The sequence below is a fragment of the Facklamia sp. P12955 genome, assembly GCF_050409565.1.
Taxonomy (GTDB): domain Bacteria; phylum Bacillota; class Bacilli; order Lactobacillales; family Aerococcaceae; genus Facklamia.
Window position 1 is genome coordinate 38,921 of the sequence record NZ_JBNUPF010000004.1, and the last position, 22,907, is coordinate 61,827.

The window sequence follows — 22,907 nt, forward strand, 5'->3', positions numbered from 1 at the left end:
TTATGTTCCAAATAAAATCAAAAAATAAAGTAATCTCTCCTAAAATTAAAGATTTAGAAGATGGAAAAAAGCTATTAAGTTTTGATTTCTCCCCAACTTCAGCAGACCAGTCGATAGAACTTATACATGAAGATGTTTTAGATGGCGCTGCCTATGGTCACATAGGAGATTATTATTTAGAACAAACAATGTTATGGACTGGAGATCCTAACAAACCTTATGAAAAGAACACCTCAGAAGCTTCAAGGCTGAGAACTATTTTTGATAATTTAAATAACATATCTTTAGCTATGCAAGACCCAGCAAATGGCTATGGAAAATTTCAAATTAATGCGAATGGTATTCTAACTGAATTTCTCAATGCTGACGGTTCTTTGAAAACAAGCACCTTAACAACGGCAGGAAAAATAATTAATTTAATTCAAGGCGAAACTTCAAAAACGGTTCAGCAAATGAGTGAAGATATTTATAATGTTACGGTTAGCAAAGAAGATATTATAAATGAAATCAATGTTCAGGCAGGTTCAACTATTTTTAGTTCTAAGAACTCGTCTGGCAAGAATATTCTCCGAATCACCCCTGATACAACTTATATTCAAAATGCCACGATTAAGTCAGCTATGATTGCTGACGCGGCCATTAATACGGCTAAAATAGGCACTATAGACGCTTTAACGGCTAATATTATCAATATTAATGCTAAGAATATAACAGGCCAAGAAGCCAACCTTATACAAGCTATGTTCAATGGTAAGCATAGCATGACGAAAATTGATTCAAATGGCATGAAGGTATTAAAAACAATCGGGTCAAATGAAATTTCAACAGAATTTGTTGCCGACGGCATTCGTGTTTATGGCAATCGAAATAATGTTAATAAATGGATAGGGGCTTTGTCTTATTCAGCAGGTGGAGATTTTGCATTAGCAGGAAAAAGTGGAGCAAATCTTATTCTTGGTTATTCAACAGGTGCTGATAACAGTTATTTACAATCTTTAGCCGTTCACGGCTCTTTAGGTGATGTGAGATTGTATCGGCCTATATTGCACGGAGACAGGCCGCAAGGATTTCGTCTGGACAATTATTATAACGACACTGTTATTGAGGACGTCATGAGTGGTGGTGCTATCAGATGGAAATATAGCAATGGGTCTGATAAAGGATATTTCTATATTTATGAGCCTGCCACTAATAAATGGATTTGTATAAATACCAATCTACAAAATCTAGCGTCAAGACTGGCCAATCTTGAAAGAACTGTTAAAACATTACAAAGCTCTATAAGAAATATTGATAGTGGTGCAAATACAGGTGGAACGGTCAATCCAGGCAGCAGTGACACAGGTGGTGAAACGGGATCTGGCAGCAAAATTTATGTAGGTGCCAAGATTAAGTTAAATTCATCAACGATTTATAATCAAGACGGATATAGATTGACGGTTGATCCAGCCTATAGAAACCTCACCTACAAAGTCTTATATAAAGCTACCTGGAACACCCCAGCACCTTATAGGTGCCACAGAGTGTACAATGACGGTAGCGTAGAAACAAGTTATTCAGAGTTTTGGGTAAATGACGATATCGCTTATGTAGTAAATTAATAATATGGAAGGGATTTTAATATGAGTGAACAAACAATAACAATAAAAGATGTAGCAGTGAGCAACGTAATCGAAGATCTTACAAGGCAAATCGCTATATTAAAAGTGAATAATGAAGTCTTACGTCTTAATTTAGAAAATTATCAAAATAAAGAAGCTGAAGAGTTGAATGAAGCAGCAACAAAAAATAAAAAGGAGGTTAAGTAATGTTTGAAGTATCGGTTAAATATCCCGTTTTTAAGAGTGACAATATGCAAGAAATCGAGAAAACAATAGCGACTATTACATGTAAACATTCAAAGGGAATAGATACAATTACTAAAGAACTTGAAGGGAACTTCATGAACTCAGAAGACAATGAAGTTGTCAAACGTGTCTTAGATGTTTTCTTTGAAGAAAATTTCAAAGAAAAAAAGGCTGAAAACGATATAGAAAACTTGAACACGAAAATTAAAAATCAGACAAAAGAGATAGAAGATATTAAAACTTATTTGGATAAGGTAAAATCTGTGTCTGAGGTAATAATGAAGACAGTGGTCTTTGCAAAAGATTTAAACGAAGAACAAAAAGAGATTATTTTTAATTCTTATGATGGCTTTGAAATTGGCAAAAAGTATGATCAGGGGGATGTCTTTAAGTTTGACGGTAAATTGTATGAAGTATTGCAAAATCACATTTCCCAATCCGATTGGTTTCCAGAAGACACTCCATCACTTTACAAAGAAGTTTTGAATATAAAGGATAAAGTCCCAATCGAAGACCTTGAAAATGCTGAAACAACAGAGGAAGAAGTAGAATAGTAGATAAAATTAGTGGTTGTGATTAAGTGAATAGAATAAATCGAGAGGAGTAACATATGTGGGTTAAGGAAATGGCTTATTTCATAAAAGAATGGTGGTTTCTTATTTCAGTTCTTACAGGAATGTTTGTTGGTGCGTATAAGGGTGTTAATCTCATAAATGACACACTAAAAGACATTAAATACGAACTGAAAATTTGGAACTCGCGAATGGATCAGTCGGAAAAAGACCGCCTAAATATTCATGCAAAGTTGAAAGAACATGAAGTCCGTATCGGAAAAAATGAAGATGACATTATAAAACATGATGAACGTATCAAAATTATTTCTAATAGGAGGAACTAACAATGGATCAAATCTCACAATCATTATCAAATTTAGACGGGGCAGCAATTGCTGTCCTTTTAATTTGCTCGGTAATTATCGCAACGTTAACAGAATTGATTAAAGCTTTTGATGTGAATTCTCGTTTGAGTTCTAATCTTATACGTGTGATCACTTTATTAATCGGTCAAACAATGGCAATAATCTTTGCATGGATTTTAGGGCAAGATTGGACGTTATACACCTTCATTGGGTTAGCAGCAGCGATCATGTCAACTGGTATTTACGAATGGTCTAACAAGTTTGTCAATAGTTTATTTAAGGGGATCTCAAATGAATAGAAAAGATTTTATCGAGCAAATCGCAGGACTGGTTGAAAATATTCCAGTCCTGTTTTTAATTCGGTTCGAATAGCTCAAGCTTGCTTGGAGTCTAACTTTGGCCAATCTGATTTAGCCATTCATGGTAAAAACTTGTTTGGAATTAAAGCTTCGTATCCTTGGGCAGGAGAATTATACACAAAGATTACCAAAGAAGAAGTTACTGGAAAACTAATTAAAGTTCCGGGGGATTTTAGGAAGTATGCTTCTTGGGAGTTGTCAGTAAAGGATCATGCAAGTTTCTTTACATCTACAGACTATCGCAAAAACGTCGCATACAAAGATGTTTTAAGTGCCAAGACACCCGAACAGCAGGCAAGAGCTTTAACGGGTACGTATGCGACAGATTCAACTTATGGAGCAAAACTAATTAATTTAATCAATGAATATGATTTGAAGCAGTATGATAAGGAGGATAAAAAGATGCTAACTTTTCAACAATGTGCCGATATTCTAGGGCTTAAAATCAAGAAACAACTAGCCCCAGTTAAACCTAGAGTAAACTGTTTTGGACGAATGAATGATAATAAATATGGTATAACAACTCACAACACTGGCAATGTTGACCCTCGGGCTACTGCTCAAATGCACGCTAACTTACAATCAAGAGTATACGGTGCTTCGTGGCATTGGCAAGTGGACGACAAAGAAGCTATCCAATCGTTTGAAGACGATGTTTCATGTTGGCACGCCTCAGACGGCAAGGGTCCTGGAAATATGAGAACTATTGCCTTTGAAGGGTGTATCAACCGTGGAGGAAATTATAAAAAAGCGATGGACAACATGGCTAAGTTATCAGCTATCTACTGCTATTTAAAGAATTGGGATCCCTTATTGATGATTAAACAACATTATGATTATGCCCCTAATAAAAAGAACTGCCCAGCACAAATTAGAGCAGGTAAAGAAGGTATTACGTGGGGAATTTACTTGTCGATGATTGTTAACCACATTAATACCTTACGAGGAACTTCTAGATATAATCCAAAAGGATTAGAAACCTTTGAAGTCAAGGGATATACAAGCCCTAAATTGCCATTTAAAGAGTTAAAAGTAGGTGACATGGTAACCATTGAAAATGGCGGCAAATGGTACGATCCACAAAAAGAGGTGGAAATGAAACCATCTATTGATGTCACTGGGAAGCAAGCCAAGATTAAGCAAGTCAAGGACATTAAAGACGTGTCTCATTCAAAAGTAGCTTATCTACTTGAGGATTTTAATTCTTGGATTCTTGAAGAACATATTAAAGAAGCTAAATCTGATTGGGTCAAAGTGGAAGATACTGAAATCAATAAAGATGACCGTGTTGAAGCTGAAATCGATAAGAACGTTGATAAAGAATTTTATGAAGTAAAAGACGGTCAATTCTATCTAGACGGTGTATTGTATGAAATCAAAAAAGCTTAAAGGTTTGATAGGTTTCATCATAACGGTTATAGGACTTTATGTGGCTTTCAAGACTCTAATAAATTAAATTCAAAAGATTCTCAAAAGAAAAACTCCCCACTTCCTTAATTGGAGGTGGGGTTATTTTTATGTATAGAAGCTATTTATAGTTTTCATAAAATAACTGTTGCATTTCCGTAACTAGAAGGCTAATATTTATGGTAATATGAATTAGAGAAGGAGGTTAATTATGATAGTTAACAGCACAGTTATAGTTGCAAGAAAACAATTTCACGAAGAAGATGGAAGTATACATTTAATTAACCCTATAGCTGAAATGCAAGTACCTTTTCTTCCTACTACTGTTTCTTTTACTGTTTGTTCATTAATAGTTGTATCTGAAATCGAGAGCAGTTATGAGGCAAGAGTCACAATAACTGATAAGAAAGAGAAAGAGATTTTATCAGCGAGCGGTCCATTAAACTCATCGAATATTGGCGAACGAGGAGTTTTGCAGTTAAACATTAATGCAGATGATGTGATCATTAAAAATGATGGTACACACATATGCGAACTATATATAAATGAGAAAAAGGTTGCATCGTATAGTTTCGAGATTTTTAATAAAAATATTGATTTAGATTAGGAGGGTTAACATGAAATTGAAACAAGCTGCAAGTGCTGTAGCTGTAACTACTCTACCGTTTGCTCCTTCTTATATAAATCAAATCACTCCACAAGTTACATTGCAAGTGAATGAAAATATAACGTTTAACAATACTGACATTAATCTTGTTGAAATCGAAAAAGCAAAAATTCATGATTTGATTAAAGAAGTAGTAGATAAGCAAGGTTTTTCAATAAAACTAAATAAATATGCGGATGATGCAAATTACACATACGTATCTTTTTACTCTGATAAATTTTCATTTGATCAACTTTTTGATATCGAAGAAGAACTAAATGATCATGCGAATAGAACGAACTCAAAACTTATATTTACTGTAGGTGAGTAAATGTATATATGGGAAACAAACTTAGAAATCTGCAAAATAGTTAATCAACTAGATAAAGACATTGAAGGAGAACAATTAACCCCAAGTAAAATTGAAGGGCTAAACCGTATCGCTGTACATTCTGGATATTATGCTTGTCTTAATAAAATAAGGCAGTTAAATAATTTGAAGGGTTTTGAAACGGTAAAAGGTGGATTAGGTAGTCACACTGAAATTATTGATTGCTTAAATAAATATGAAGATTTACCCGATAAAAACGAAATAATGAGAACCATGAGAAAATTAAAAGAATATAGAAAAAAAGCTGATTATGAAGATGGTAATAGTAATTTATTCAGCAGAGATCCCGTTGATAGAATAATTAAAACATGTGAAAAAACATTTAATACATTAAATAAATTATAGGGTAACTATTTATAGTTATCCTTTTTTAATTTAAAATTCTTTACAATAAGAACGCTTGTTCGTATAATCTAAACAAAAAAGAAGTGATGATATGAGTGTAGACCGTTCTTATTTAAAATCGAAATCAGCGCGAGAATATCAAGACCGCAAGATGGCTAAATGGATGGGATTTTTCCTTTCAGAACATACCGCAGCCTTAAAAAATAATTACGATGTTCACGAACGTGTTTATAAAAGACAAAACCCGCAAGAAAAGTTGATGTTATTAAACCAAGCTTACATTCAAAAACTAGAAGTTAGATTTACCTACATAGATTCCAAAAAGAAAACTACTTTTATTGAGGGAATCATTGATGTTTTAGATTTTGATAAGATAGGTGTAAAGGCCGAAGAGGCATATTTCTTCATTGAAATGGACGATTTGATTAGGGTTGATTATGAAGAATAAAACCCCTTTAAAAAAAGGGGCAAAAAAGGGGTCAAAAGTATATAGTAGTGTATATTTTTGTATGTTTTTAAGCGAAAGAGAACTTAAATAAAGCTTGATATAAACGCATGTTTACTTGTGTATGTTTTGAATGATATAATTTACAACGTTACAACCAAAAGTTCCCGATAGGGTTCACGATTCATCGATTGTGAATTTGCCTTGTAACCAATATAAAAAATGGGGGAAGATAAATGAAAGCTTTAGAGAAAAGATTATTTACATCAGAGTCAGTTACAGAGGGACATCCAGACAAGATTGCAGATCAAATTTCTGATTCAATTTTGGATGCCATCTTGAAACAGGATCCGATGGCCAGAGTAGCCTGTGAAACAGCTGTTAACACTGGCTTAGTTATGGTGTTAGGAGAAGTTACTACGAGTGCCTATGTGGATATTCAAAAAATTGTTAGACAGAAGGTTGATGAAATTGGTTATAATCGTGGCAAATTTGGTTTCGACGCCGAAAACTTAGCCATTATTGTTTCTTTAGATGAACAATCAGCTGATATAGCTATGGGGGTTGATTCAGCTATTGAAACAAGAGAAAACCAAGAAAATGTACAAGAAATAGGAGCGGGTGACCAGGGATTGATGTTTGGTTATGCTTGTGATGAGACGCCAGAATTGATGCCTTTACCGATTTCTTTGGCGCACAAATTAACACGTAGACTGACTGAAGTAAGAAAATCTGGCCAGTTGGACTATTTAAGACCGGACGGTAAGGCTCAGGTAACTGTAGAATACGACGAACAAGATCAACCCGTTAGATTAGAGGCAATAGTCGTTTCAACTCAGCATAGCGAGGAAGTGTCATTAGAAGAGCTTAGAGGAGCTATTTTAGACCTTGTTATTAAACCAACTATTCCAAACGAATTATTGGATGAAGAAACTAAGATTTATATTAACCCCACAGGACGTTTCATTATAGGCGGTCCAAAAGGAGATGCAGGCCTCACCGGACGCAAAATTATAGTGGATACATATGGAGGGTATGCTCGTCATGGAGGAGGCGCATTTTCAGGAAAGGACGCAACCAAAGTGGACCGATCAGCCTCCTATGCTGCACGCTATATTGCTAAGAATATAGTGGCTGCAGGAATTGCAAAAAAAATAGAAATTCAAATTGCTTATGCGATTGGAGTGGCTCAACCAGTATCTGTTAGTGTGAATACCTTTGAAAGCTCCGATCATTCAGATGCTGAAATTGTTCGGGCCATTCGTCAGGTTTTTAAACTTACACCTAAGGGAATTATTGATATGTTGGATTTGAGGAAGCCAGTTTTCGCCAAAACAGCAGCCTATGGCCATTTTGGCAGAGAAGAAGTTGGATTCACTTGGGAACGTACAGATAAGGTTGAAGAACTAAAGTCTTTACTAATGTAAGCTATTAGGTTGTACTTATCTATTATTTTTAGTAATATATGCTTAGTTAGAATAATTATAAATAACAATTCGGAGGGATTAGAATGAAGTATGTTGTAGTTGGAACATCACACTTTGGTTATGAGTCGGTTCAGACTTTATTAAAGCGTGACCCAGACGCTGAAATTCATTTATTTGAGGCGGGAGAAGAGTCATCCTTCATGGGGTGAGGTTCTCAATCATACCTGGAAGGTATATCTAAAGAGTTGTCAGAGTTACATTTTGCCAATAACGCCTCCTATAGTGAACAAGGTATTATCATGCATCCTGCCAGCCAAGTAATAGGAGTCAACCCAGAAGAAAAAACAGTAACGGTTAAGACAGAAGAAGGAGAGCATCAAGAGTCTTATGATAAGTTACTATTGAGTCCAGGTGGGTTTGCACCACTTCCTCAGTTTGAAGGATATGATTTAGAAAATGTTCACACTTTTAGAGGACCAGAAGATACGCAAGTAGTATACGATCGTATGAAAGAAACTAACCACTTAGTAGTGATTGGTTCTGGTTATATCGGAGTGGAAGTGGCAACGGCATATGCAGAAGCGGGTATAGATGTTACAGTTATTGATATGGAAGATCGTATTTTGCCTGCTTATTTAGATGAGAACATTTCAAAATTACTAGAAGCGCACGGTGCTGATAAAGGCTTACACTTTAAGGGTGGAGAAGCTGTTAAAAAACTATTAGGAGAAGGCAATAAAGTCAAAGCTGTTGTGACCGATAAGGGTGAATATCCTGCTGATACAGTTGTAGTAGCTGTAGGTGTTAAGCCAGCAACTGACTGGTTGAAAGGCACTCTGGAAATAGATGATCATGGCTTTATTCAAACAAACGAATACCTAGAAACATCCGCAAAAGACGTATACGCTGGTGGAGATGCAACTTATATTCCTTTTGCACCAACGGCTGATAAGACAAATATTGGTCTTGCTACCTTAGCGAGAAGACAAGGAATCGTAGCCGCTCTTAACGCCTCAGGAACTCAATTCAAGATGCCTAGTGTATCTGGAACTTCTGCCTTGAGATATTTTGACTATACGATTGCTTCAACTGGCTTATCAATGGTCAATAAAGATTTATATGAAGGTAAAGTAGCTTGGAAATATGTAGAAGAAAAAGTTTATCCTGATTTCATGCGTAAACCAGGCACTGTTCATATGATGATTTTCTATGATGAAGATAGCCATATCATTTTAGGTGGACAGCTAGTTTCTAAATTTGATGTAGCCGATTCAATTAATGTGCTTTCAACAGTCATTAATGCCAAATATACGCTTGAGCAACTAGCGTTGTTAGACTTCTTCTTCCAACCTAACTATGACCGTCCATGGCATTATTTAAATGTCTTAGCGATTGAAGCCTTAGGTAATACTGTTGGGGGAGCAGATAAATTACTGTTCTAATAATCATTAAAAAAACTAGTCCATGCTAAAATGGGCTAGTTTTTATTTTAAATTAAATTTCTTTAATATTTCTCTTATAATTTAAGAAGCCGTTGAAGAAAGCGTTTAATTTGTGTAAGATAGGAGTACAGAGATTGAAATTTAGTATATCTAGGAGGCAATCACATGGCTTATGATTTTAAAACGTGTGTCGATCGCACACAGCAAGGTTCTAAAAAATGGTTATTAATGAGAGAGTCTAATAAGAATATTCCTGAGGGGATCGCTCCGCTTTCAGTAGCAGATTTAGACTTCCCAATGGCACCCGGTATCATTGAAGGCTTAAAAAAAGATTTGGACGAACTTGTCTTAGGCTACACCGTACCGAATCAAGCCTATTATGAAGCCGTTAAGAAATGGATGAAAGACCAGCACCAATGGGATGTTAAAGAAGAGTGGATGGTTACCGCACCTGGAGTTGTTCCAGCAATTAATGTTTTCGTTAATGCTTTTACACAAAAAGGCGATGGTATCATTATTTTAGAGCCTGTTTATGGACCTTTTACGGCAGCTATTGAAAATAATGAGCGTAAGAAGATTAATGTTGAGTTAATTAATAATGAAGGATACTATACCATAGATTTTGAAGCATTAGAAGCAGCAGCAAAAGAGGCTAAAGCAATGATTTTCTGTAGCCCTCACAATCCAGTCGGGCGTGTATGGAAGAAAGAAGAACTGGAAAAAGTTGCTAAAATTTGTAAGGAAAATGACCTATATCTATTTTCAGACGAAATTCATTTTGATCTAGCCCACAAAAATTTCAAACATAACGTCTTTGCTAATTTATCTGACGATATTGCACAGCGTGTAGTCGTGGCTACTGCACCTTCTAAAACGTTTAACTTAGCGGGTTTACAGACATCAAATATCTTTATCGTGAATCCTGAATGGCGTCAACGATATATCGAAACAGCTGAAAAAATGAATTTGCTTTCTGTTCCAGTCTTAGGTCTTTATGCCTGTAAACATGCCTATAATGATTGTTTAGATTGGAAAGAAGCATTAGTAGAATTAATCGAAGAAAATTATCAAATGGCAAAAGCGATGATTGAAGATCAGCTGCCTGAAATTGTAGTAACACCAATGGAGGCTTCCTATTTATTATGGTTGGATTTGACTCCATTAAATATGGAATGTGAGGAAATTATTAAGCTGTTAGAAGCACATCATGTTTATATCAATAATGGTGTGATGTTTGGCTCTTGTGGTGAAGGTTTTATTCGTATTCATTTAGCCCTACCTAAGGAAATAGTCAAAGAGAGTATCGAACGGTTTATTGAAGCCATTAAGAGCAGATAGATTATAAGCTTAAATTGAAATTAAACTAATAAAGATAAAACAAAGAAGCAGTCATTCATGATTGCTTCTTTATTTCTTTTCGATAGTAATTAAAAGAGGAGGGTGATTCCTTTGATTTAAAAAATCAAGAATAGAGATTGTAAACTGATCTTGCGACCATAGCGTTAATTGTTTTATTAATTCTTCTTTTTCAATCGCTCCCTCTTTATGTCCTGAATAAACAACAATAAATATTTTCCCTTTTGAAACTAAGCGCTGAGCAATTTGATTGAGTGCTTTTAAGGTTGTGGAAGCTTTAGTAGTGATTTGATGGCTGGCTCCAGGTAAATAGCCTAAATTAAAAATAGCTCCATGAACTTTAGCTAAGGTTGAAAAACTGAGAACTTGATCAAAATGCTGGTGTCCATTGTTAAAAAGTTGGAAAGAATCGGATGAAAAGATTTTTAGCTTTTGTTGAGCTATTTCCAGTGCTTGAACTTGAATATCGAAAGCAAAAAGTTTTCCAGAAAAAGCCGGGTGGCTTAATATAAAAAAACTGTCATTTCCTTTTCCGAGAGTAGCGTCAATATAATTTCCAGCAGGGAATCTTTCAATTAATTTTCCTAAAGCATCATGACTAGACTGTAAGGCATTCTTCATTATTCCACTCTTTCTAATATAAGTTGACTGCCATCTGAGGAAGTGAGTATGGTAGTCGTACCCTTAAACTTTATTTCATATTGCTTTGCTTGGTGCGCTGATTGAATAAGATTTAAATAGTTTCCTTCTAAATAATAACGCGCTGTAAAATTTAACTCCTCTTTTTTATCAATCAGCAAATCCCTTGTTTCTTGTAGAGATAAATCCAACTCTTGTTCGGCTTGTTCTAGGAAATTATCTTCATTCAGTTGAAAGTGAACAAGCTCATCTTGAAAATCCACTTGATAAATAAGTGAATCATTTAAAGTAACTTGCCAACAGTGATTTTCAAGTTTTTTTTCATTTAAGAAAGAACATCCTGACAGAAGAACAAATGAAAGGATGAGTATATGTTTTAAATAGGACTTCAAAAAAATCGCTCCTCTATATTGTGGCCATTTATTCATACTATACTCGCTAATGTATTCAATTAAAAGTAGTCAAACCAATATTGATATATTTCATTTATGTTACTTATGTTAAAAATCCAATAAAAGTAACGATAAAGGAACATTTTTTATTAGAGATGGCATATAATACAGTATGTATCCGTATGGAAATTTATTTAATTTGGAGGCTGAAGGATGATTCAACAGCGAAATCGGAGAATGCGTCAGCAAGAAAAAATCCAAAGACGCAAACTATTTAAGAAAATTTTCACCAATATTAATGTTGGTGTAATGTTACTGTCAACAAGTGTGTTAACACAAGTTCAATCTGAAAATGCCATTGTTCATGCTCAGAAATCTCAAAAGAAATTCTCTCCACAAGAATTTATCAATAGTATCGGGCAATCTGCGAAAGAAATTGCTGCTAAAAATGATTTATATGCTTCTGTTATGATAGCCCAAGCAGCGTTAGAGTCCGGCTGGGGAAGTTCAACACTTGCTCAAGCACCTAACTATAATCTGTTTGGAGTCAAGGCAGGAAAAAAGGATAAAAAAGTGGAAATGGATACTCTAGAAGATGATGGGACAGGATCTTATTATCAAATTAAAGATAACTTTAGAAAGTATGATTCTTATGCTGATTCATTATTGGATTATGCTAGAGTATTAACTGGTGAAGGATCTGCTTGGAGAAAAAGCTATTATCAAGGAGCTTTAAAATCCAATACAACTTCGTATCAAGAGGCAACAGAACATTTAACTGGACGTTATGCAACAGATACACGCTATGGCGGAAAATTAAACCAAATAATTAGCCAATATCAATTGGATCAATTTGATGGCCCCAATCAGTCCACTACAATTAAACCTACTACATCACCAGAAACAAGCATTGTAGACGAAACTGTTTCAAGTGAAATCGTTTCAACCAATGGAAGCTATAAAGTCCAGCCGGGTGACGGATTTTATAAAATAGCCAAGAAATTAGGCGTAAATGTTGATGACTTAATAAAAGTTAATGGAATGACGATTCAATCAGTTATCCATCCCAATCAAGTTTTAAGGATACCTGGTCAAACTCAAGTTACTAGTCAAGTAAATAAATTATCTATCAGCAAGCCTTCTGCAAGCAAGCCGGTTGAAAATACGAATGAACCTGTTGATAAGAACACTGTAAGCTCAACAACTAAAGGGCTTTACACTATTAAAGCGGGCGATTCTTTATATGCTATTGCGAAAAAGCATGGTGTGCGTATTAACGACTTATTATTAGCTAACGGCATTCACTTAAATACTGTTATCCATCCCAATCAAAAATTGATAATTCCTGGAAGCAATATGGGTGAAGCGTCTTCTCATCTTGTTAATAAAAAGCCAGTATCTACGCCAAAAGAAAATCTAGTAGTTACAGATAAAACTCAAGAAATTAAACAAAATACAAGTGGGGATTATATAGTAAAAGCAGGTGACTCTTTATGGGCCATTGCAAATCGCCATGGAATAACATTAGCTAACTTATTAGAAGCAAACAATCTACAAGTTAACAGTCTAATTATTCCAGGCCAAAAATTAAATATTTCCACTAAAACTTCATCAAGTCAAGCCCTAGCTCGTCAAGCAACGAAGTTAGAAACTAAAGTAGAAGTTATTAAGCAAGATGACGTTTCAATTGAATCTTCAGCAACTGTTTCTACTCCATTAAAGTCTGAAACGGTTAACTTAAGTCAAACAATTAATGAAGAATCAAACGAAAGCACTAATGAAGTAGTTTCAACGGGTTCTTATGTTGTAAAGGCTAATGATACTTTATATGCGATTGCACGTCGTAATGGCTTAGATGTTAATGATCTGATTGAAAAAAATGGTGGAACAACCATTTATATCGGACAAATTATTAATTTTTAAAAATTTAAAAATGTAGGACCTAGTAAATTGTGGATCATCTAAAGAGAACTTACATTTGGTGAAAGTAAGTGTTGAAAAGCTTTTGAACTCTTCCTTTTAATGCTCGAGCTAAGCGTAAAGTGTTAACTTGAGACGTTTGCTGCGTTAAAGCATAGAGCATTAGCTCTCAGCTAATGAAATAATAGGTGGTACCGCGCGATTGCGCCCTATGAAGTTGTCTTTGAGATGATTTCATAGGGCTTTTTTGTATAAAAGATTAGATAATTGGAGGAAAAGAATATGACATATCAGCATCGAGTAATTGAGAAAAAGTGGCAAGATTATTGGGATAAAAATGAAACTTTTAAAACTAAGGATAGAGCAGACCGAGAAAAATATTATGTATTAGACATGTTTCCATACCCTTCAGGTCAAGGACTACACGTAGGTCATCCAGAAGGTTACACTGCTACTGATATTATGGCCAGAATGAAAAGAGCACAAGGTTATGATGTTCTTCATCCAATGGGGTGGGATGCTTTTGGTTTACCAGCTGAACAATATGCCTTAGATACTGGTAACGATCCAGCAGATTTTACAGCAAAAAACATCGCCAACTTTAAACGTCAAATCAAATCTCTAGGCTTCTCTTATGACTGGGAGCGAGAATTTGCTACTACCGATCCATCCTATTACAAATGGACTCAATGGATTTTTACCAAACTTTATGAAAAAGGATTGGCTTATCAAGCGGATGTTACCGTTAATTGGTGTGAAGCTTTAGGAACAGTATTAGCTAACGAAGAAATTGTAGATGGTGTGTCAGAACGTGGCGGTTACCCTGTAGTCCGTCGTCCAATGAAGCAATGGGTATTAAAAATTACAGCCTATGCCCAGCGTTTACTTGATGATTTAGAAGATTTGGATTGGCCGGATTCAGTTAAAGAGATGCAACGCAATTGGATAGGCCGCTCTGAGGGAGCTTTAATTGATTTTGAAGTAAAAGATAGTCCTTCAATCATTACAACTTATACTACCCGTCCAGACACTTTGTTTGGTTTGTCTTATATCGTTTTAGCACCAGAGCACGAGCTCGTTAAAGACTTAACGAGTCCAGAACAAAAGACAGAAATAGAAAGCTATATTGCTGCTGCTTCGATTAAAACGGATTTAGACCGTACTGAACTTGCTAAAGATAAAACGGGTGTATTCACTGGCTCATACGCCATCCATCCTGTAACAGCTAAAGAGATACCTATTTGGATTGCAGACTATGTATTGGCTTCTTATGGAACAGGTGCGGTCATGGCGGTCCCAGCTCATGATCAAAGAGACTATGAGTTCTCACAAAAATATGATTTACCAAGATATGAAGTGATTAAATCCGAAGAAGGAATTCAAAATGAGGCATATGTAGAAGATGGAATGCATATTAATTCTGAATTTTTAGATGGTTTGAACATAGAAGCAGCCAATCAAAAAATGATTGAGTGGTTAGAAGCTAATGCTAAAGGACAAAGAAAAGTTAACTTCCGCTTAAGAGACTGGGTCTTCTCTAGACAAAGATATTGGGGAGAGCCTATTCCAGTTATACATTGGGAAGATGGTACAAGCACAGCGATTGCTGAAGAAGAACTACCTTTACTTTTACCTAAGACAGACCGCATTAAACCTTCTGGAACAGGCGAATCTCCATTAGCCAATGTTAAAGATTGGCTGGAAGTTGAAGATCCCAAAACAGGCATGAAGGGCCGAAGAGAAACAAATACTATGCCACAATGGGCAGGTTCTTCCTGGTATTTTTTACGTTACATGGATCCAAATAATACTGAAGCGATTGCTTCTGAAAAGGCATTAAACAAATGGCAAAATGTCGATCTCTATATAGGTGGAGCGGAACATGCTGTTTTACATCTTCTTTATGCCCGTTTTTGGCATAAGTTTCTTTATGATTTGGGGGTCGTTCCTACTAAAGAACCTTTCCAAAAACTCTACAATCAAGGAATGATTTTGGGTGAAAACAATGAAAAAATGTCTAAATCGAAGGGAAATGTGGTTAATCCAGACGATGTAGTTAATGAATATGGCGCAGATACATTGAGAGTATATGAAATGTTCATGGGCCCCTTAGACGCATCGATCGCTTGGTCAGAAAATGGCTTGGAAGGTTCAAGACGTTTCTTGGATCGCGTATGGCGTTTATTTATTGAGGAAACGACGGGTCAAATAAGTTCAGCTATTCAAGAGTCTGAAGATGATCAATTGACTAAGATTTACCATCAAACAGTCAAAAAAGTGACAGAAGATTTTGAGCAGTTACATTTTAATACAGCTATTTCTCAACTAATGATTTTCTTAAATGAAGCTAGAAGCGTCGATGTATTGCCTAAGAAATATGCCAAAGGCTTTGTTCAGTTGTTAGCTCCAATTGCACCGCACTTAATGGAAGAGTTGTGGCAAAAATTAGGGCACTCTGAATCATTATCAGAAGCAAGCTGGCCAGAATATGATGAGTCACTCATTAAAGATGAAGTTGTTGAAATTGTCATCCAAATTAACGGTAAAGTTAAAGCAAAACTCGATATAGCTTTGGATTTAGAAAAAGAGGCTATGGAAGAGTTAGCTCTTGCAGAAGCAAGCATAAAAAAAGAGTTGGATGGTAAAACAGTTCGTAAAATCATTGCTATTCCTAACCGTTTGGTTAACATAGTGGCTAACTAGTTAAAGTGCTAAGAAATCGTTCTTGATATAGATACATGTTATATTAGAGACGAAATATCAATAAAAGGGGTGTAGTAAGTGTCTGATAATCAATTTGATGATAAAAATCAGGGATTTAAAAATGATTACGACCGTTTTGATACACTAGAATTTACAGAAGAAGATCTCGAAAAACTGAGACATCCTAATCCTCGGCCAATGGATTCAGATTATTTTGACCGAGAGATAAAAGCTGATCCTAATACAAATCAACCGATCGAAAATTTAGTAGATCATCAATTGACAGAAAATGAAAAAGAGTCAGCCATTAACAATCAACCTACTGAAGAACAAGCAGGAGAATTACTTGAGCAATTTGAAGATAACTCAGAGGAAGTAATTGAAGCCGAGGAAGAAATCGCAGACAATCAAATTGAAGTTAGTTCTCTAAGTTCAATTGAGGATACTGATAAAGAAAGGGAATTCTCACAGTTAACTCAAAAAGTTGAAATTATGAAAGATCCAGCTAATCATCTTAAGGAAACACTGGAATTAGAAATAGAACCAGATCTTTTTACTCGTCATGATTTTGAAAAACAAGATGGTCATGGAAATGAAAATGAGAACCCCTTCCAGTATCGATCGATTGAGGAAAGCCTAAGAAAAGAGCATCGAAACAAGCGGGCTGCTAATGTTAGACCTGGATTCTTTCAAAGAGTTTTCCAGATAGTTTTTTCAACGCGTGATGAATTTGAACCCCTTACTTCTGAAGAACGAGAAGATGAAGAAGTTGTGCATGAGTCTCTCAACACCAATACTTTTGAAGTTGAATCCTATGATTCAGACGAAGCATTGATTGATAATTCTTTAGCGAGTGAGGAAGCAGTTAGTCTAGAACAAGAGTCTCTTAACGAATTGGACGTAATTAATAATAGCCATCCAGCTGAAGATATTGAGGATAATAGTCAAGCTGAAACTGAAAGTCTCTCTCAAACTCCTAATTCAAGTTTAAAGAGTAGTTCAAATTCTCTTGAGGAAGCATTGACTGATGGGGAATCGGCAGAAAGTTCACCAGCTGAAAATATAGACGAAGGGAGGGAAGATAAGGAGTTTGAGTCACAATCTTTATCGCAAGAAAAGACTCAAGATAGTAACAATCGTCAATCTCAAGAAGAGCAGAATTCTTCCTCTGTCGAACCTGCTTTTTCTAAAGTCAATTTCAATTCCAAGACCAATGAAAGTTCTTCTGATGAAAAAGATTTAGAATCGCAAAAGTCATCGCAAACTCAAATGTATAATGATGAAGAAATAGAAGCTTTAGCATGGGACATCTTGCCTGAAGATCATTATAAACAAGAGCAAATAACTCCTAAAAAAGGATCTAATTTATTAGATAAGGTTAAAGTCAATTCACGCAATGCCTGGGCTAAAATTGCAGCTAATTCTACAAAGCTGTTAGAGAAAACCAAGCAGTCAACCAGTCAAATGCTACAAACGGTTCAAAATCATGATGATAAAGACAGTGAAGTTGAAGGAGAAAAAGAGACACCAACTGAAAAACAAGCGCCTTTAGATGCGATTCTTGAACAGGAATCGTCTGATGAAAATGAACAAGCTGCAATCATTAATAATGATGACCAAGAGTCAATAAATGAAGAAGAAAAACCCAAGGATAGGGATAATTTATCTGAAGAAGAGTCCATTGCAGAAGAAATTTCGCAAAAAACTTCTTATTACGAAGCGCCAATTTTAACGGATGTCCTTCTTGAAGACACCTTAGATGCTAATCTTTTTGAAGCAGAAAAAGCTCAGCAAGAACTGAGTGAACAAGGCCATTCTGAAGATAAATCTAAATTTGTTGCTGGTGCTGCTTGGTTGTCAATGGGACAAATACTATCCCGAATTATTGGGGCTTTATATATTATTCCATGGGCAGCTTGGCTAGGGGCAGAATATTCTCAAGCAAACTCTCTTTATGCTGTTGGATATAATCCATACGTATTTTTCTTATCAATTGCAGTAGCTGGTTTTCCTGCGGCGGTTGCTAAGCAGATAGCCTTTTACAGCACTAAGAAAGAATTTAAAGTGGTCGACAAGCTCTTTAAATATTCACTGGGAATTATGGCCTTCTCAGGTATCTTAATTGCTGCAATCTTTTATTTAATCGCACCTGTATTAGTAGCTAATTCACCAACAGATAACCAAGAAGCGGCAATCATTGTCGTTCGTTCATTAGCACCGGCTCTCTTGATTTTACCTACTTTAAGCCTATTTAAAGGATATTTCCAAGGTTATAGTCAAATGATACCGCTAGCCCTTTCTGAGGTTCTGGAACAAATTATGCGAGTTCTTTATATCTTAGGTGCTACTTACCTGATTATGATGGTTTACGAGGGATCGATTACAGACGCGGTTGCTCATTCAACTTTTGCAGCCTTTGTTGGAGCCTTAATTGCCTTGCTCTTCTTGGTTGGTGCTTATATTATTCATAATCGAAAAATGAAAAGTATTAAAGAGACATCCTTAAATAAGATGGATATCGATTTCATGGATAGCCTAAAAATTATGCTACGTGATTCGATTCCTTTCATCTTGCTTGGCTCAGGTATAATTTTTGCACAAAATATTGATACCTATACCTTTAAACAAATCCTTGTTCGTACCAGTGTGTTATTAAATTCAGAAATTGCTGAATTATTTGGAGCGATGAGCTTAGATGTTAATAAATTAGTGATGATTATTGTATCATTTGCTGTAGCTATTGCGGCTTCATCAATCCCAGCTGTTTCAAGTAAGTACGCTGAAGGAAATATTAATAAAACCAGTGAATTAATCAAAAATATTGTTCTTTTATTCACCTTTATCATGCTGCCAGCCTCAATCGGAATGGCGATTATAGCTGACAATGTCTATCCTTTCTTCTATCCAGCAGGTATTTCTGCAGGACCGGGTTTATTAACGACAGGATCATTTACAGCTATTGTATTAGGAGCATATACTGTTTTTGCAACCATTCTTCAATCAATGGATTATCGTCGGTTTGCAATCACTTATTTACTGGTAGGTTTAGCAATTAAGCTTGTTCTACAATTTCCAATGGTAGCGTTATTCCAAGCTCACGGTGCTTTACTGGCGACCTTCTTTGGCTTTGCTGTGGCTGCTGTTTTAATGTGGATGAAGATTTGGCGTGTAATCAAAATTCGTGATCGTTATTTTGTAGGTGATATTGTGCGCATTGTGATTGCGACAACCATTATGGCAATTGGTACTTACGGTTGGAATCGTTTAATCAATCTGATGATGGATCCAGTAGGACGAGGCTTAACTTTAGTTCAAATCATTATAGTCGTTTTGATTGCCATTCTTATCTATAGTGGGACTATGGCCCTATTCGGTATGTTGCCGATTATTATCGGTGATTACCGTGCGGATTTACAAAAGAAATTGAGTATCCACCGATGAGATTAGATAAATTATTAAGTCATATGAATTTCGGCTCTAGAAAAGAAGTCAAGTCTTTAATTTCAACAGGAAGTGTTCGAGTCAATGGTGAACAAATTATAAAAGCAAACTTTCAAGTAGACGAAAACAAGGACTTGATAGAAGTTGATGGACAACAAATTATTTACCACAAGTTCATCTATTGGCTCTTGAATAAACCGCAAGGCGTTATCTCTGCCACTGAAGACGGACACCATGATACGGTTATCGATTGTCTACATCCGGATGATTATCGTTTTGATCTCTTTCCGGTAGGGAGACTAGATATTGACACCACTGGTCTCTTATTAATTACCAATAATGGTCAAATGGCTCATCAGTTAACTTCTCCAAAAAAACAAGTTTATAAAACCTATCAAGCTTTAATTGAAGGAAATGTTACGAAAGAAACGGTAGCAGCGTTTAAAGCAGGCTTGGATTTAGGAGAATTTATAAGTAAACCCGCTCAATTATGGATTGATGAAGTAGATTTTGAAAAGAGTCTATCTAAAATTCGCGTTTCCATTAGTGAGGGTAAATTTCACCAAGTAAAAAGAATGTTTCAAGCTTGTCAGATGGAAGTTCTTCAACTTCACCGTTTATCAATGGGACCTCTCCAGCTTGAAGATGACTTAGCTCTTGGAGATTATCGTCAATTAACTCAAGCTGAAATAGAAGCTCTAAAGCCATTGGGTTATGAATAGTAAAAATGCTATTCTCAGAGAAAAAGTCTTATTAAAAAAAAGACTTAAATTTAAAGTAGAGATATAGGGTTGGATAAGTTTATATGATATAATGGGAACGGATTCATTTGATGGCAATAGTTTATTAAAGTCAGAATGATTTTGAAATTCTATATTTTATGGAGGTAGAAAGATGGAAAATTTAGACAATATTAATTGGTTAGATGAAGTCACTAAACGTCAAGAAGACTTATTAGAAGATCTTTTTCGGATGATTCGCATTCGTTCAGTTCGTGAAGATGATTTAGCAACAGCAGAGGCTCCTGTTGGACCTGGACCTAAAAAAGCTTTAGAAGAATTCTTAAAAATGGCCCAAGAAGATGGTTTTGAAACGAAGCAATTTGGGCCTTTGGTGGGCCGTGTTGAAATTGGAGAAGGCGATCAAACCTTAGGTATTTTAGGTCACCTGGATGTTGTTCCTGAAGGAACTGGTTGGGACACTGACCCTTATGAGCCAGTAATCAAAGATGGACGCATTTATGCGCGTGGTTCTTCTGATGATAAAGGACCAACAATTGGTGCTTACTTTGCCATTAAATTATTACGTGAATTAGGCGCAGAGTTTAATCAAAAGATTCATCTGATTGTTGGAACAGATGAAGAATCTGGCTGGATGTGTATGGATCATTATGCTAAAGTTGAAAAAATGCCAGACTATGGTTTTTCACCAGATGCGCAATTCCCGATTATCAACGGTGAAAAAGGAAATGTTTCTGCTCAATTTAAATTTGATGCTAAGCAAACAGTGGAAGCTAATCATAAATTGCTTGATTTCCATGCAGGTCTTCGTGCAAATATGGTTCCTCAAGAAGCTTATGCGAGTGTAAAAACTGATCAAGCAGACCAAATAAAAGCTGATTTCCAAGCCTTTTTAGAAGATCAACCTGTATCAGGTAAAGTTTCCCAAGCGTCTGGTCAATTACGTTTTGAACTAACAGGTAAGGCGGCTCACGGATCTACTCCAGAAAAAGGCCATAATGCGGGAACTTACTTAGCTGCTTTCTTAAGTAAGTATACATTTGATAAAAAAGAAGCCAATGACTTCTTAACTCTAGTAGGCGATAAGTTACACCTTGATTTTGAAGGTGAAAAAATCGGTGTCGCTATAGTCGATGATATTATGGGAGCCTTGTCTATGAATATTGGTATTATCAATTTTGATGATGCTGAAGGTGGATTAGTAGATGCTAACTTTAGATACCCTAAAGGAACCGACAAAGATCAAATTCAATCAGCTATTATCAAAAATGTTGCTAACTTAGCAGTGAAAGTGGAAATGAATGGTAATAAAGACCCTCATTATCTTTCACCAGAAGATCCAATGGTTAAAACTTTACTGGATGTATATGCTAAACAAACTGGCAATGAAGTTTATGAAAAAACAATTGGTGGAGGAACTTATGGCCGCTTAATGGAGCGTGGAGTTTCATTTGGTGTCTTATTCCCAGATTCAATTGATACTATGCATCAAGCCAATGAGTTCCTTGCGATGGATGACTTATTAAGAGCTACTGCTATTTATGCAGAATCTATCTATCGCTTAACACGCTAATTGACCATTTAAGCAAACTTTCTAGCCAATTTGCTAGAAAGTTTGCTTTTTTTTATATATTCAAGTAACCTTCAATTCATGAAGAAAAAAGGTGAAATATTATGGAAATTATTCAATCAAAGCAAAATCAAAGAATAAAAGACTACCGCAAATTGCATTTAGCTAAGAATCGCAAAAAGACAGAAACTTATTTAATCGAGGGTGAACATCTTATTGAAGAAGCCATCACTTATCAAGCAGCCATTGAAGTAGTTTTAATGACGCCAAGTTATCATGAAAATCATATACAGACTATTGAACAAATCAAACAAGCTCAAATCGAAGTGTTGATTTTAAGTGAAGAAGTGATGAAGACAGTCGCACTCACTCAACATACCCAAGGAGTGATGGCTGTCATTAAGAAAAAAGAAAGTAATTTAGCTAAAGAAAATATAAATGGTAGCCACTATCTTTTATGTGACGGGGTACAAGACCCGGGCAATTTAGGAACCATGATTCGAACCGCTGATGCAGCAGGTTTTGATGGTGTATTCTTAGCTGAAGGTTGTGTAGACCTCTACAATGATAAAGTCATAAGAGCGAGTCAAGGATCTTTATGGCACTTGCCTATCTATGAAGCTTCAAACGCTCAAATATTTAAAGCCATTCAAGCGAGTGAACTTCCTCTTTACTGTACAGCCGTCAATCAAGAAGCTGAAGATTATCGTAAATTAATCGCTAACCACTGTGTCTTGGTTTTGGGCAATGAAGGGCAAGGTGTTGGGCCTTTTTGGATGGAAAAAGCAGATAAATCAGTCTTTATACCTATGCCAGGAAAAGCAGAATCCCTTAATGTATCTATAGCAGCAGGTATTTTAATGTTTGCCTGGAAACAATGGTCGAATTAGTTAATAAATATTAGCTTTATTAAACTTT

General features: G+C 35.7%; 22 protein-coding genes, 1 pseudogene, 1 riboswitch and 1 other annotated feature. Of the genes and pseudogenes, 21 read left to right on the forward strand and 2 right to left on the reverse strand.

Going from position 1 to position 22,907, the window contains the following annotated elements:
* The first annotated feature begins 2 nt into the window (after window positions 1–2).
* The 15 genes and pseudogenes from ACQV2G_RS01755 (at window position 3) to ACQV2G_RS01825 (ending at window position 10,566) form a co-directional block, all read left to right on the forward strand.
* Entirely contained in the window at window positions 3–1,601 is a 1,599-nt protein-coding gene (locus ACQV2G_RS01755; protein WP_428875961.1) for a hypothetical protein, read from the forward strand.
* 21 nt (window positions 1,602–1,622) lie between these two features.
* A complete protein-coding gene (locus tag ACQV2G_RS01760; protein ID WP_428875962.1) occupies window positions 1,623–1,808 on the forward strand; it encodes a hypothetical protein in 186 nt (61 codons plus the stop codon).
* The gene (locus ACQV2G_RS01765; protein ID WP_428875963.1) at window positions 1,808–2,401 is read left to right on the forward strand and encodes a carbohydrate-binding protein; all 594 of its coding nucleotides are present in this window, start codon (window positions 1,808–1,810) and stop codon (window positions 2,399–2,401) included. Before ACQV2G_RS01760 ends, ACQV2G_RS01765 begins: the two co-directional genes overlap by 1 nt.
* Window positions 2,402–2,457: 56 nt before the next feature.
* Complete coding sequence (locus tag ACQV2G_RS01770; RefSeq protein ID WP_428872910.1) at window positions 2,458–2,745, forward strand: hypothetical protein; 288 nt, start codon at window positions 2,458–2,460, stop codon at window positions 2,743–2,745.
* A gap of 2 nt (window positions 2,746–2,747) precedes the next feature.
* Entirely contained in the window at window positions 2,748–3,065 is a 318-nt protein-coding gene (locus ACQV2G_RS01775; protein WP_428875965.1) for a hypothetical protein, read from the forward strand.
* A gap of 63 nt (window positions 3,066–3,128) precedes the next feature.
* Window positions 3,129–3,488: pseudogene (locus ACQV2G_RS01780) on the forward strand (glycoside hydrolase family 73 protein); the annotation flags it as partial.
* Between the two features lie 132 nt (window positions 3,489–3,620).
* A complete protein-coding gene (locus ACQV2G_RS01785) occupies window positions 3,621–4,514 on the forward strand; it encodes a peptidoglycan recognition protein family protein (protein WP_428875993.1) in 894 nt (297 codons plus the stop codon).
* Window positions 4,515–4,743: 229 nt separating this feature from the next.
* A complete protein-coding gene (locus tag ACQV2G_RS01790; protein WP_428875967.1) occupies window positions 4,744–5,139 on the forward strand; it encodes a DUF6941 family protein in 396 nt (131 codons plus the stop codon).
* Between the two features lie 10 nt (window positions 5,140–5,149).
* On the forward strand, window positions 5,150–5,509 hold the full coding sequence (locus tag ACQV2G_RS01795) for a hypothetical protein (protein WP_428875968.1): 360 nt from the start codon (window positions 5,150–5,152) through the stop codon (window positions 5,507–5,509).
* On the forward strand, window positions 5,510–5,914 hold the full coding sequence (locus tag ACQV2G_RS01800; protein WP_428875969.1) for a HEPN domain-containing protein: 405 nt from the start codon (window positions 5,510–5,512) through the stop codon (window positions 5,912–5,914).
* Window positions 5,915–6,005: 91 nt separating this feature from the next.
* Complete coding sequence (locus ACQV2G_RS01805) at window positions 6,006–6,362, forward strand: hypothetical protein (protein ID WP_428875970.1); 357 nt, start codon at window positions 6,006–6,008, stop codon at window positions 6,360–6,362.
* A 143-nt stretch (window positions 6,363–6,505) separates the two neighbouring features.
* A riboswitch (SMK box riboswitch) is annotated at window positions 6,506–6,598 on the forward strand.
* Window positions 6,596–7,786: a methionine adenosyltransferase gene (gene metK, locus ACQV2G_RS01810; protein ID WP_428874329.1), complete on the forward strand. Its 1,191-nt coding sequence runs from the start codon at window positions 6,596–6,598 to the stop codon at window positions 7,784–7,786. (Overlaps the previous riboswitch by 3 nt.)
* Window positions 7,787–7,869: 83 nt before the next feature.
* The gene (locus tag ACQV2G_RS01815) at window positions 7,870–7,995 is read left to right on the forward strand and encodes an NADH peroxidase (RefSeq protein WP_428874331.1); all 126 of its coding nucleotides are present in this window, start codon (window positions 7,870–7,872) and stop codon (window positions 7,993–7,995) included.
* 36 nt (window positions 7,996–8,031) lie between these two features.
* The gene (locus tag ACQV2G_RS01820; protein WP_428875972.1) at window positions 8,032–9,228 is read left to right on the forward strand and encodes an FAD-dependent oxidoreductase; all 1,197 of its coding nucleotides are present in this window, start codon (window positions 8,032–8,034) and stop codon (window positions 9,226–9,228) included.
* A 165-nt stretch (window positions 9,229–9,393) separates the two neighbouring features.
* Window positions 9,394–10,566: a MalY/PatB family protein gene (locus tag ACQV2G_RS01825; RefSeq protein WP_428875401.1), complete on the forward strand. Its 1,173-nt coding sequence runs from the start codon at window positions 9,394–9,396 to the stop codon at window positions 10,564–10,566.
* A 69-nt stretch (window positions 10,567–10,635) separates the two neighbouring features.
* Here ACQV2G_RS01825 and ACQV2G_RS01830 read toward each other — a convergent pair whose 3' ends face one another.
* Both ACQV2G_RS01830 and ACQV2G_RS01835 read right to left on the reverse strand, forming a co-directional pair.
* Window positions 10,636–11,205, reverse strand: a complete 570-nt coding sequence (locus ACQV2G_RS01830) for a tRNA (mnm(5)s(2)U34)-methyltransferase (protein WP_428875974.1) — start codon at window positions 11,203–11,205, stop codon at window positions 10,636–10,638.
* Window positions 11,205–11,615 carry a hypothetical protein gene (locus ACQV2G_RS01835; protein ID WP_428875976.1) on the reverse strand — a complete coding sequence of 137 codons (411 nt, stop codon included), beginning with the start codon at window positions 11,613–11,615 and terminating at the stop codon, window positions 11,205–11,207. Before ACQV2G_RS01835 ends, ACQV2G_RS01830 begins: the two co-directional genes overlap by 1 nt.
* A 213-nt stretch (window positions 11,616–11,828) precedes the next feature.
* Here ACQV2G_RS01835 and ACQV2G_RS01840 point away from each other — a divergent pair, with 213 nt between their 5' ends.
* The 6 genes from ACQV2G_RS01840 (at window position 11,829) to ACQV2G_RS01865 (ending at window position 22,879) form a co-directional block, all read left to right on the forward strand.
* Window positions 11,829–13,538, forward strand: coding sequence for a LysM peptidoglycan-binding domain-containing protein (locus ACQV2G_RS01840; RefSeq protein ID WP_428875978.1), 1,710 nt, complete (start codon window positions 11,829–11,831; stop codon window positions 13,536–13,538).
* Window positions 13,537–13,750: a binding site (T-box leader), on the forward strand. Its footprint overlaps the gene before it by 2 nt.
* Window positions 13,751–13,817: 67 nt before the next feature.
* Window positions 13,818–16,238, forward strand: a complete 2,421-nt coding sequence (leuS, locus tag ACQV2G_RS01845) for a leucine--tRNA ligase (RefSeq protein WP_428874339.1) — start codon at window positions 13,818–13,820, stop codon at window positions 16,236–16,238.
* 78 nt (window positions 16,239–16,316) lie between these two features.
* Window positions 16,317–19,679: a polysaccharide biosynthesis C-terminal domain-containing protein gene (locus tag ACQV2G_RS01850; protein WP_428875980.1), complete on the forward strand. Its 3,363-nt coding sequence runs from the start codon at window positions 16,317–16,319 to the stop codon at window positions 19,677–19,679.
* Complete coding sequence (locus ACQV2G_RS01855; RefSeq protein ID WP_428874341.1) at window positions 19,676–20,401, forward strand: pseudouridine synthase; 726 nt, start codon at window positions 19,676–19,678, stop codon at window positions 20,399–20,401. The genes ACQV2G_RS01850 and ACQV2G_RS01855 overlap by 4 nt, the downstream gene beginning before the upstream one ends.
* 172 nt (window positions 20,402–20,573) lie before the next feature.
* A complete protein-coding gene (gene pepV / locus ACQV2G_RS01860) occupies window positions 20,574–21,992 on the forward strand; it encodes a dipeptidase PepV (RefSeq protein ID WP_428875413.1) in 1,419 nt (472 codons plus the stop codon).
* A 101-nt stretch (window positions 21,993–22,093) separates the two neighbouring features.
* On the forward strand, window positions 22,094–22,879 hold the full coding sequence (locus ACQV2G_RS01865) for a TrmH family RNA methyltransferase (protein WP_428874343.1): 786 nt from the start codon (window positions 22,094–22,096) through the stop codon (window positions 22,877–22,879).
* Window positions 22,880–22,907: the final 28 nt, after the last annotated feature.

Excerpts from the sequence above, each read along its gene's own strand:
- ACQV2G_RS01755 (WP_428875961.1), top strand. The coding sequence starts at position 3 with ATGTTCCAAATAAAATCAAAAAATAAAGTAATCTCTCCTAAAATTAAA.
- ACQV2G_RS01760 (WP_428875962.1), top strand. The coding sequence starts at position 1,623 with ATGAGTGAACAAACAATAACAATAAAAGATGTAGCAGTGAGCAACGTA.
- ACQV2G_RS01765 (WP_428875963.1), top strand. The coding sequence starts at position 1,808 with ATGTTTGAAGTATCGGTTAAATATCCCGTTTTTAAGAGTGACAATATG.
- ACQV2G_RS01770 (WP_428872910.1), top strand. The coding sequence starts at position 2,458 with ATGTGGGTTAAGGAAATGGCTTATTTCATAAAAGAATGGTGGTTTCTT.
- ACQV2G_RS01775 (WP_428875965.1), top strand. The coding sequence starts at position 2,748 with ATGGATCAAATCTCACAATCATTATCAAATTTAGACGGGGCAGCAATT.
- ACQV2G_RS01785 (WP_428875993.1), top strand. The coding sequence starts at position 3,621 with ATGAATGATAATAAATATGGTATAACAACTCACAACACTGGCAATGTT.
- ACQV2G_RS01790 (WP_428875967.1), top strand. The coding sequence starts at position 4,744 with ATGATAGTTAACAGCACAGTTATAGTTGCAAGAAAACAATTTCACGAA.
- ACQV2G_RS01795 (WP_428875968.1), top strand. The coding sequence starts at position 5,150 with ATGAAATTGAAACAAGCTGCAAGTGCTGTAGCTGTAACTACTCTACCG.
- ACQV2G_RS01800 (WP_428875969.1), top strand. The coding sequence starts at position 5,510 with ATGTATATATGGGAAACAAACTTAGAAATCTGCAAAATAGTTAATCAA.
- ACQV2G_RS01805 (WP_428875970.1), top strand. The coding sequence starts at position 6,006 with ATGAGTGTAGACCGTTCTTATTTAAAATCGAAATCAGCGCGAGAATAT.
- metK (WP_428874329.1), top strand. The coding sequence starts at position 6,596 with ATGAAAGCTTTAGAGAAAAGATTATTTACATCAGAGTCAGTTACAGAG.
- ACQV2G_RS01815 (WP_428874331.1), top strand. The coding sequence starts at position 7,870 with ATGAAGTATGTTGTAGTTGGAACATCACACTTTGGTTATGAGTCGGTT.
- ACQV2G_RS01825 (WP_428875401.1), top strand. The coding sequence starts at position 9,394 with ATGGCTTATGATTTTAAAACGTGTGTCGATCGCACACAGCAAGGTTCT.
- ACQV2G_RS01830 (WP_428875974.1), bottom strand. The coding sequence starts at position 11,205 with ATGAAGAATGCCTTACAGTCTAGTCATGATGCTTTAGGAAAATTAATT.
- ACQV2G_RS01840 (WP_428875978.1), top strand. The coding sequence starts at position 11,829 with ATGATTCAACAGCGAAATCGGAGAATGCGTCAGCAAGAAAAAATCCAA.
- leuS (WP_428874339.1), top strand. The coding sequence starts at position 13,818 with ATGACATATCAGCATCGAGTAATTGAGAAAAAGTGGCAAGATTATTGG.
- ACQV2G_RS01855 (WP_428874341.1), top strand. The coding sequence starts at position 19,676 with ATGAGATTAGATAAATTATTAAGTCATATGAATTTCGGCTCTAGAAAA.
- pepV (WP_428875413.1), top strand. The coding sequence starts at position 20,574 with ATGGAAAATTTAGACAATATTAATTGGTTAGATGAAGTCACTAAACGT.
- ACQV2G_RS01865 (WP_428874343.1), top strand. The coding sequence starts at position 22,094 with ATGGAAATTATTCAATCAAAGCAAAATCAAAGAATAAAAGACTACCGC.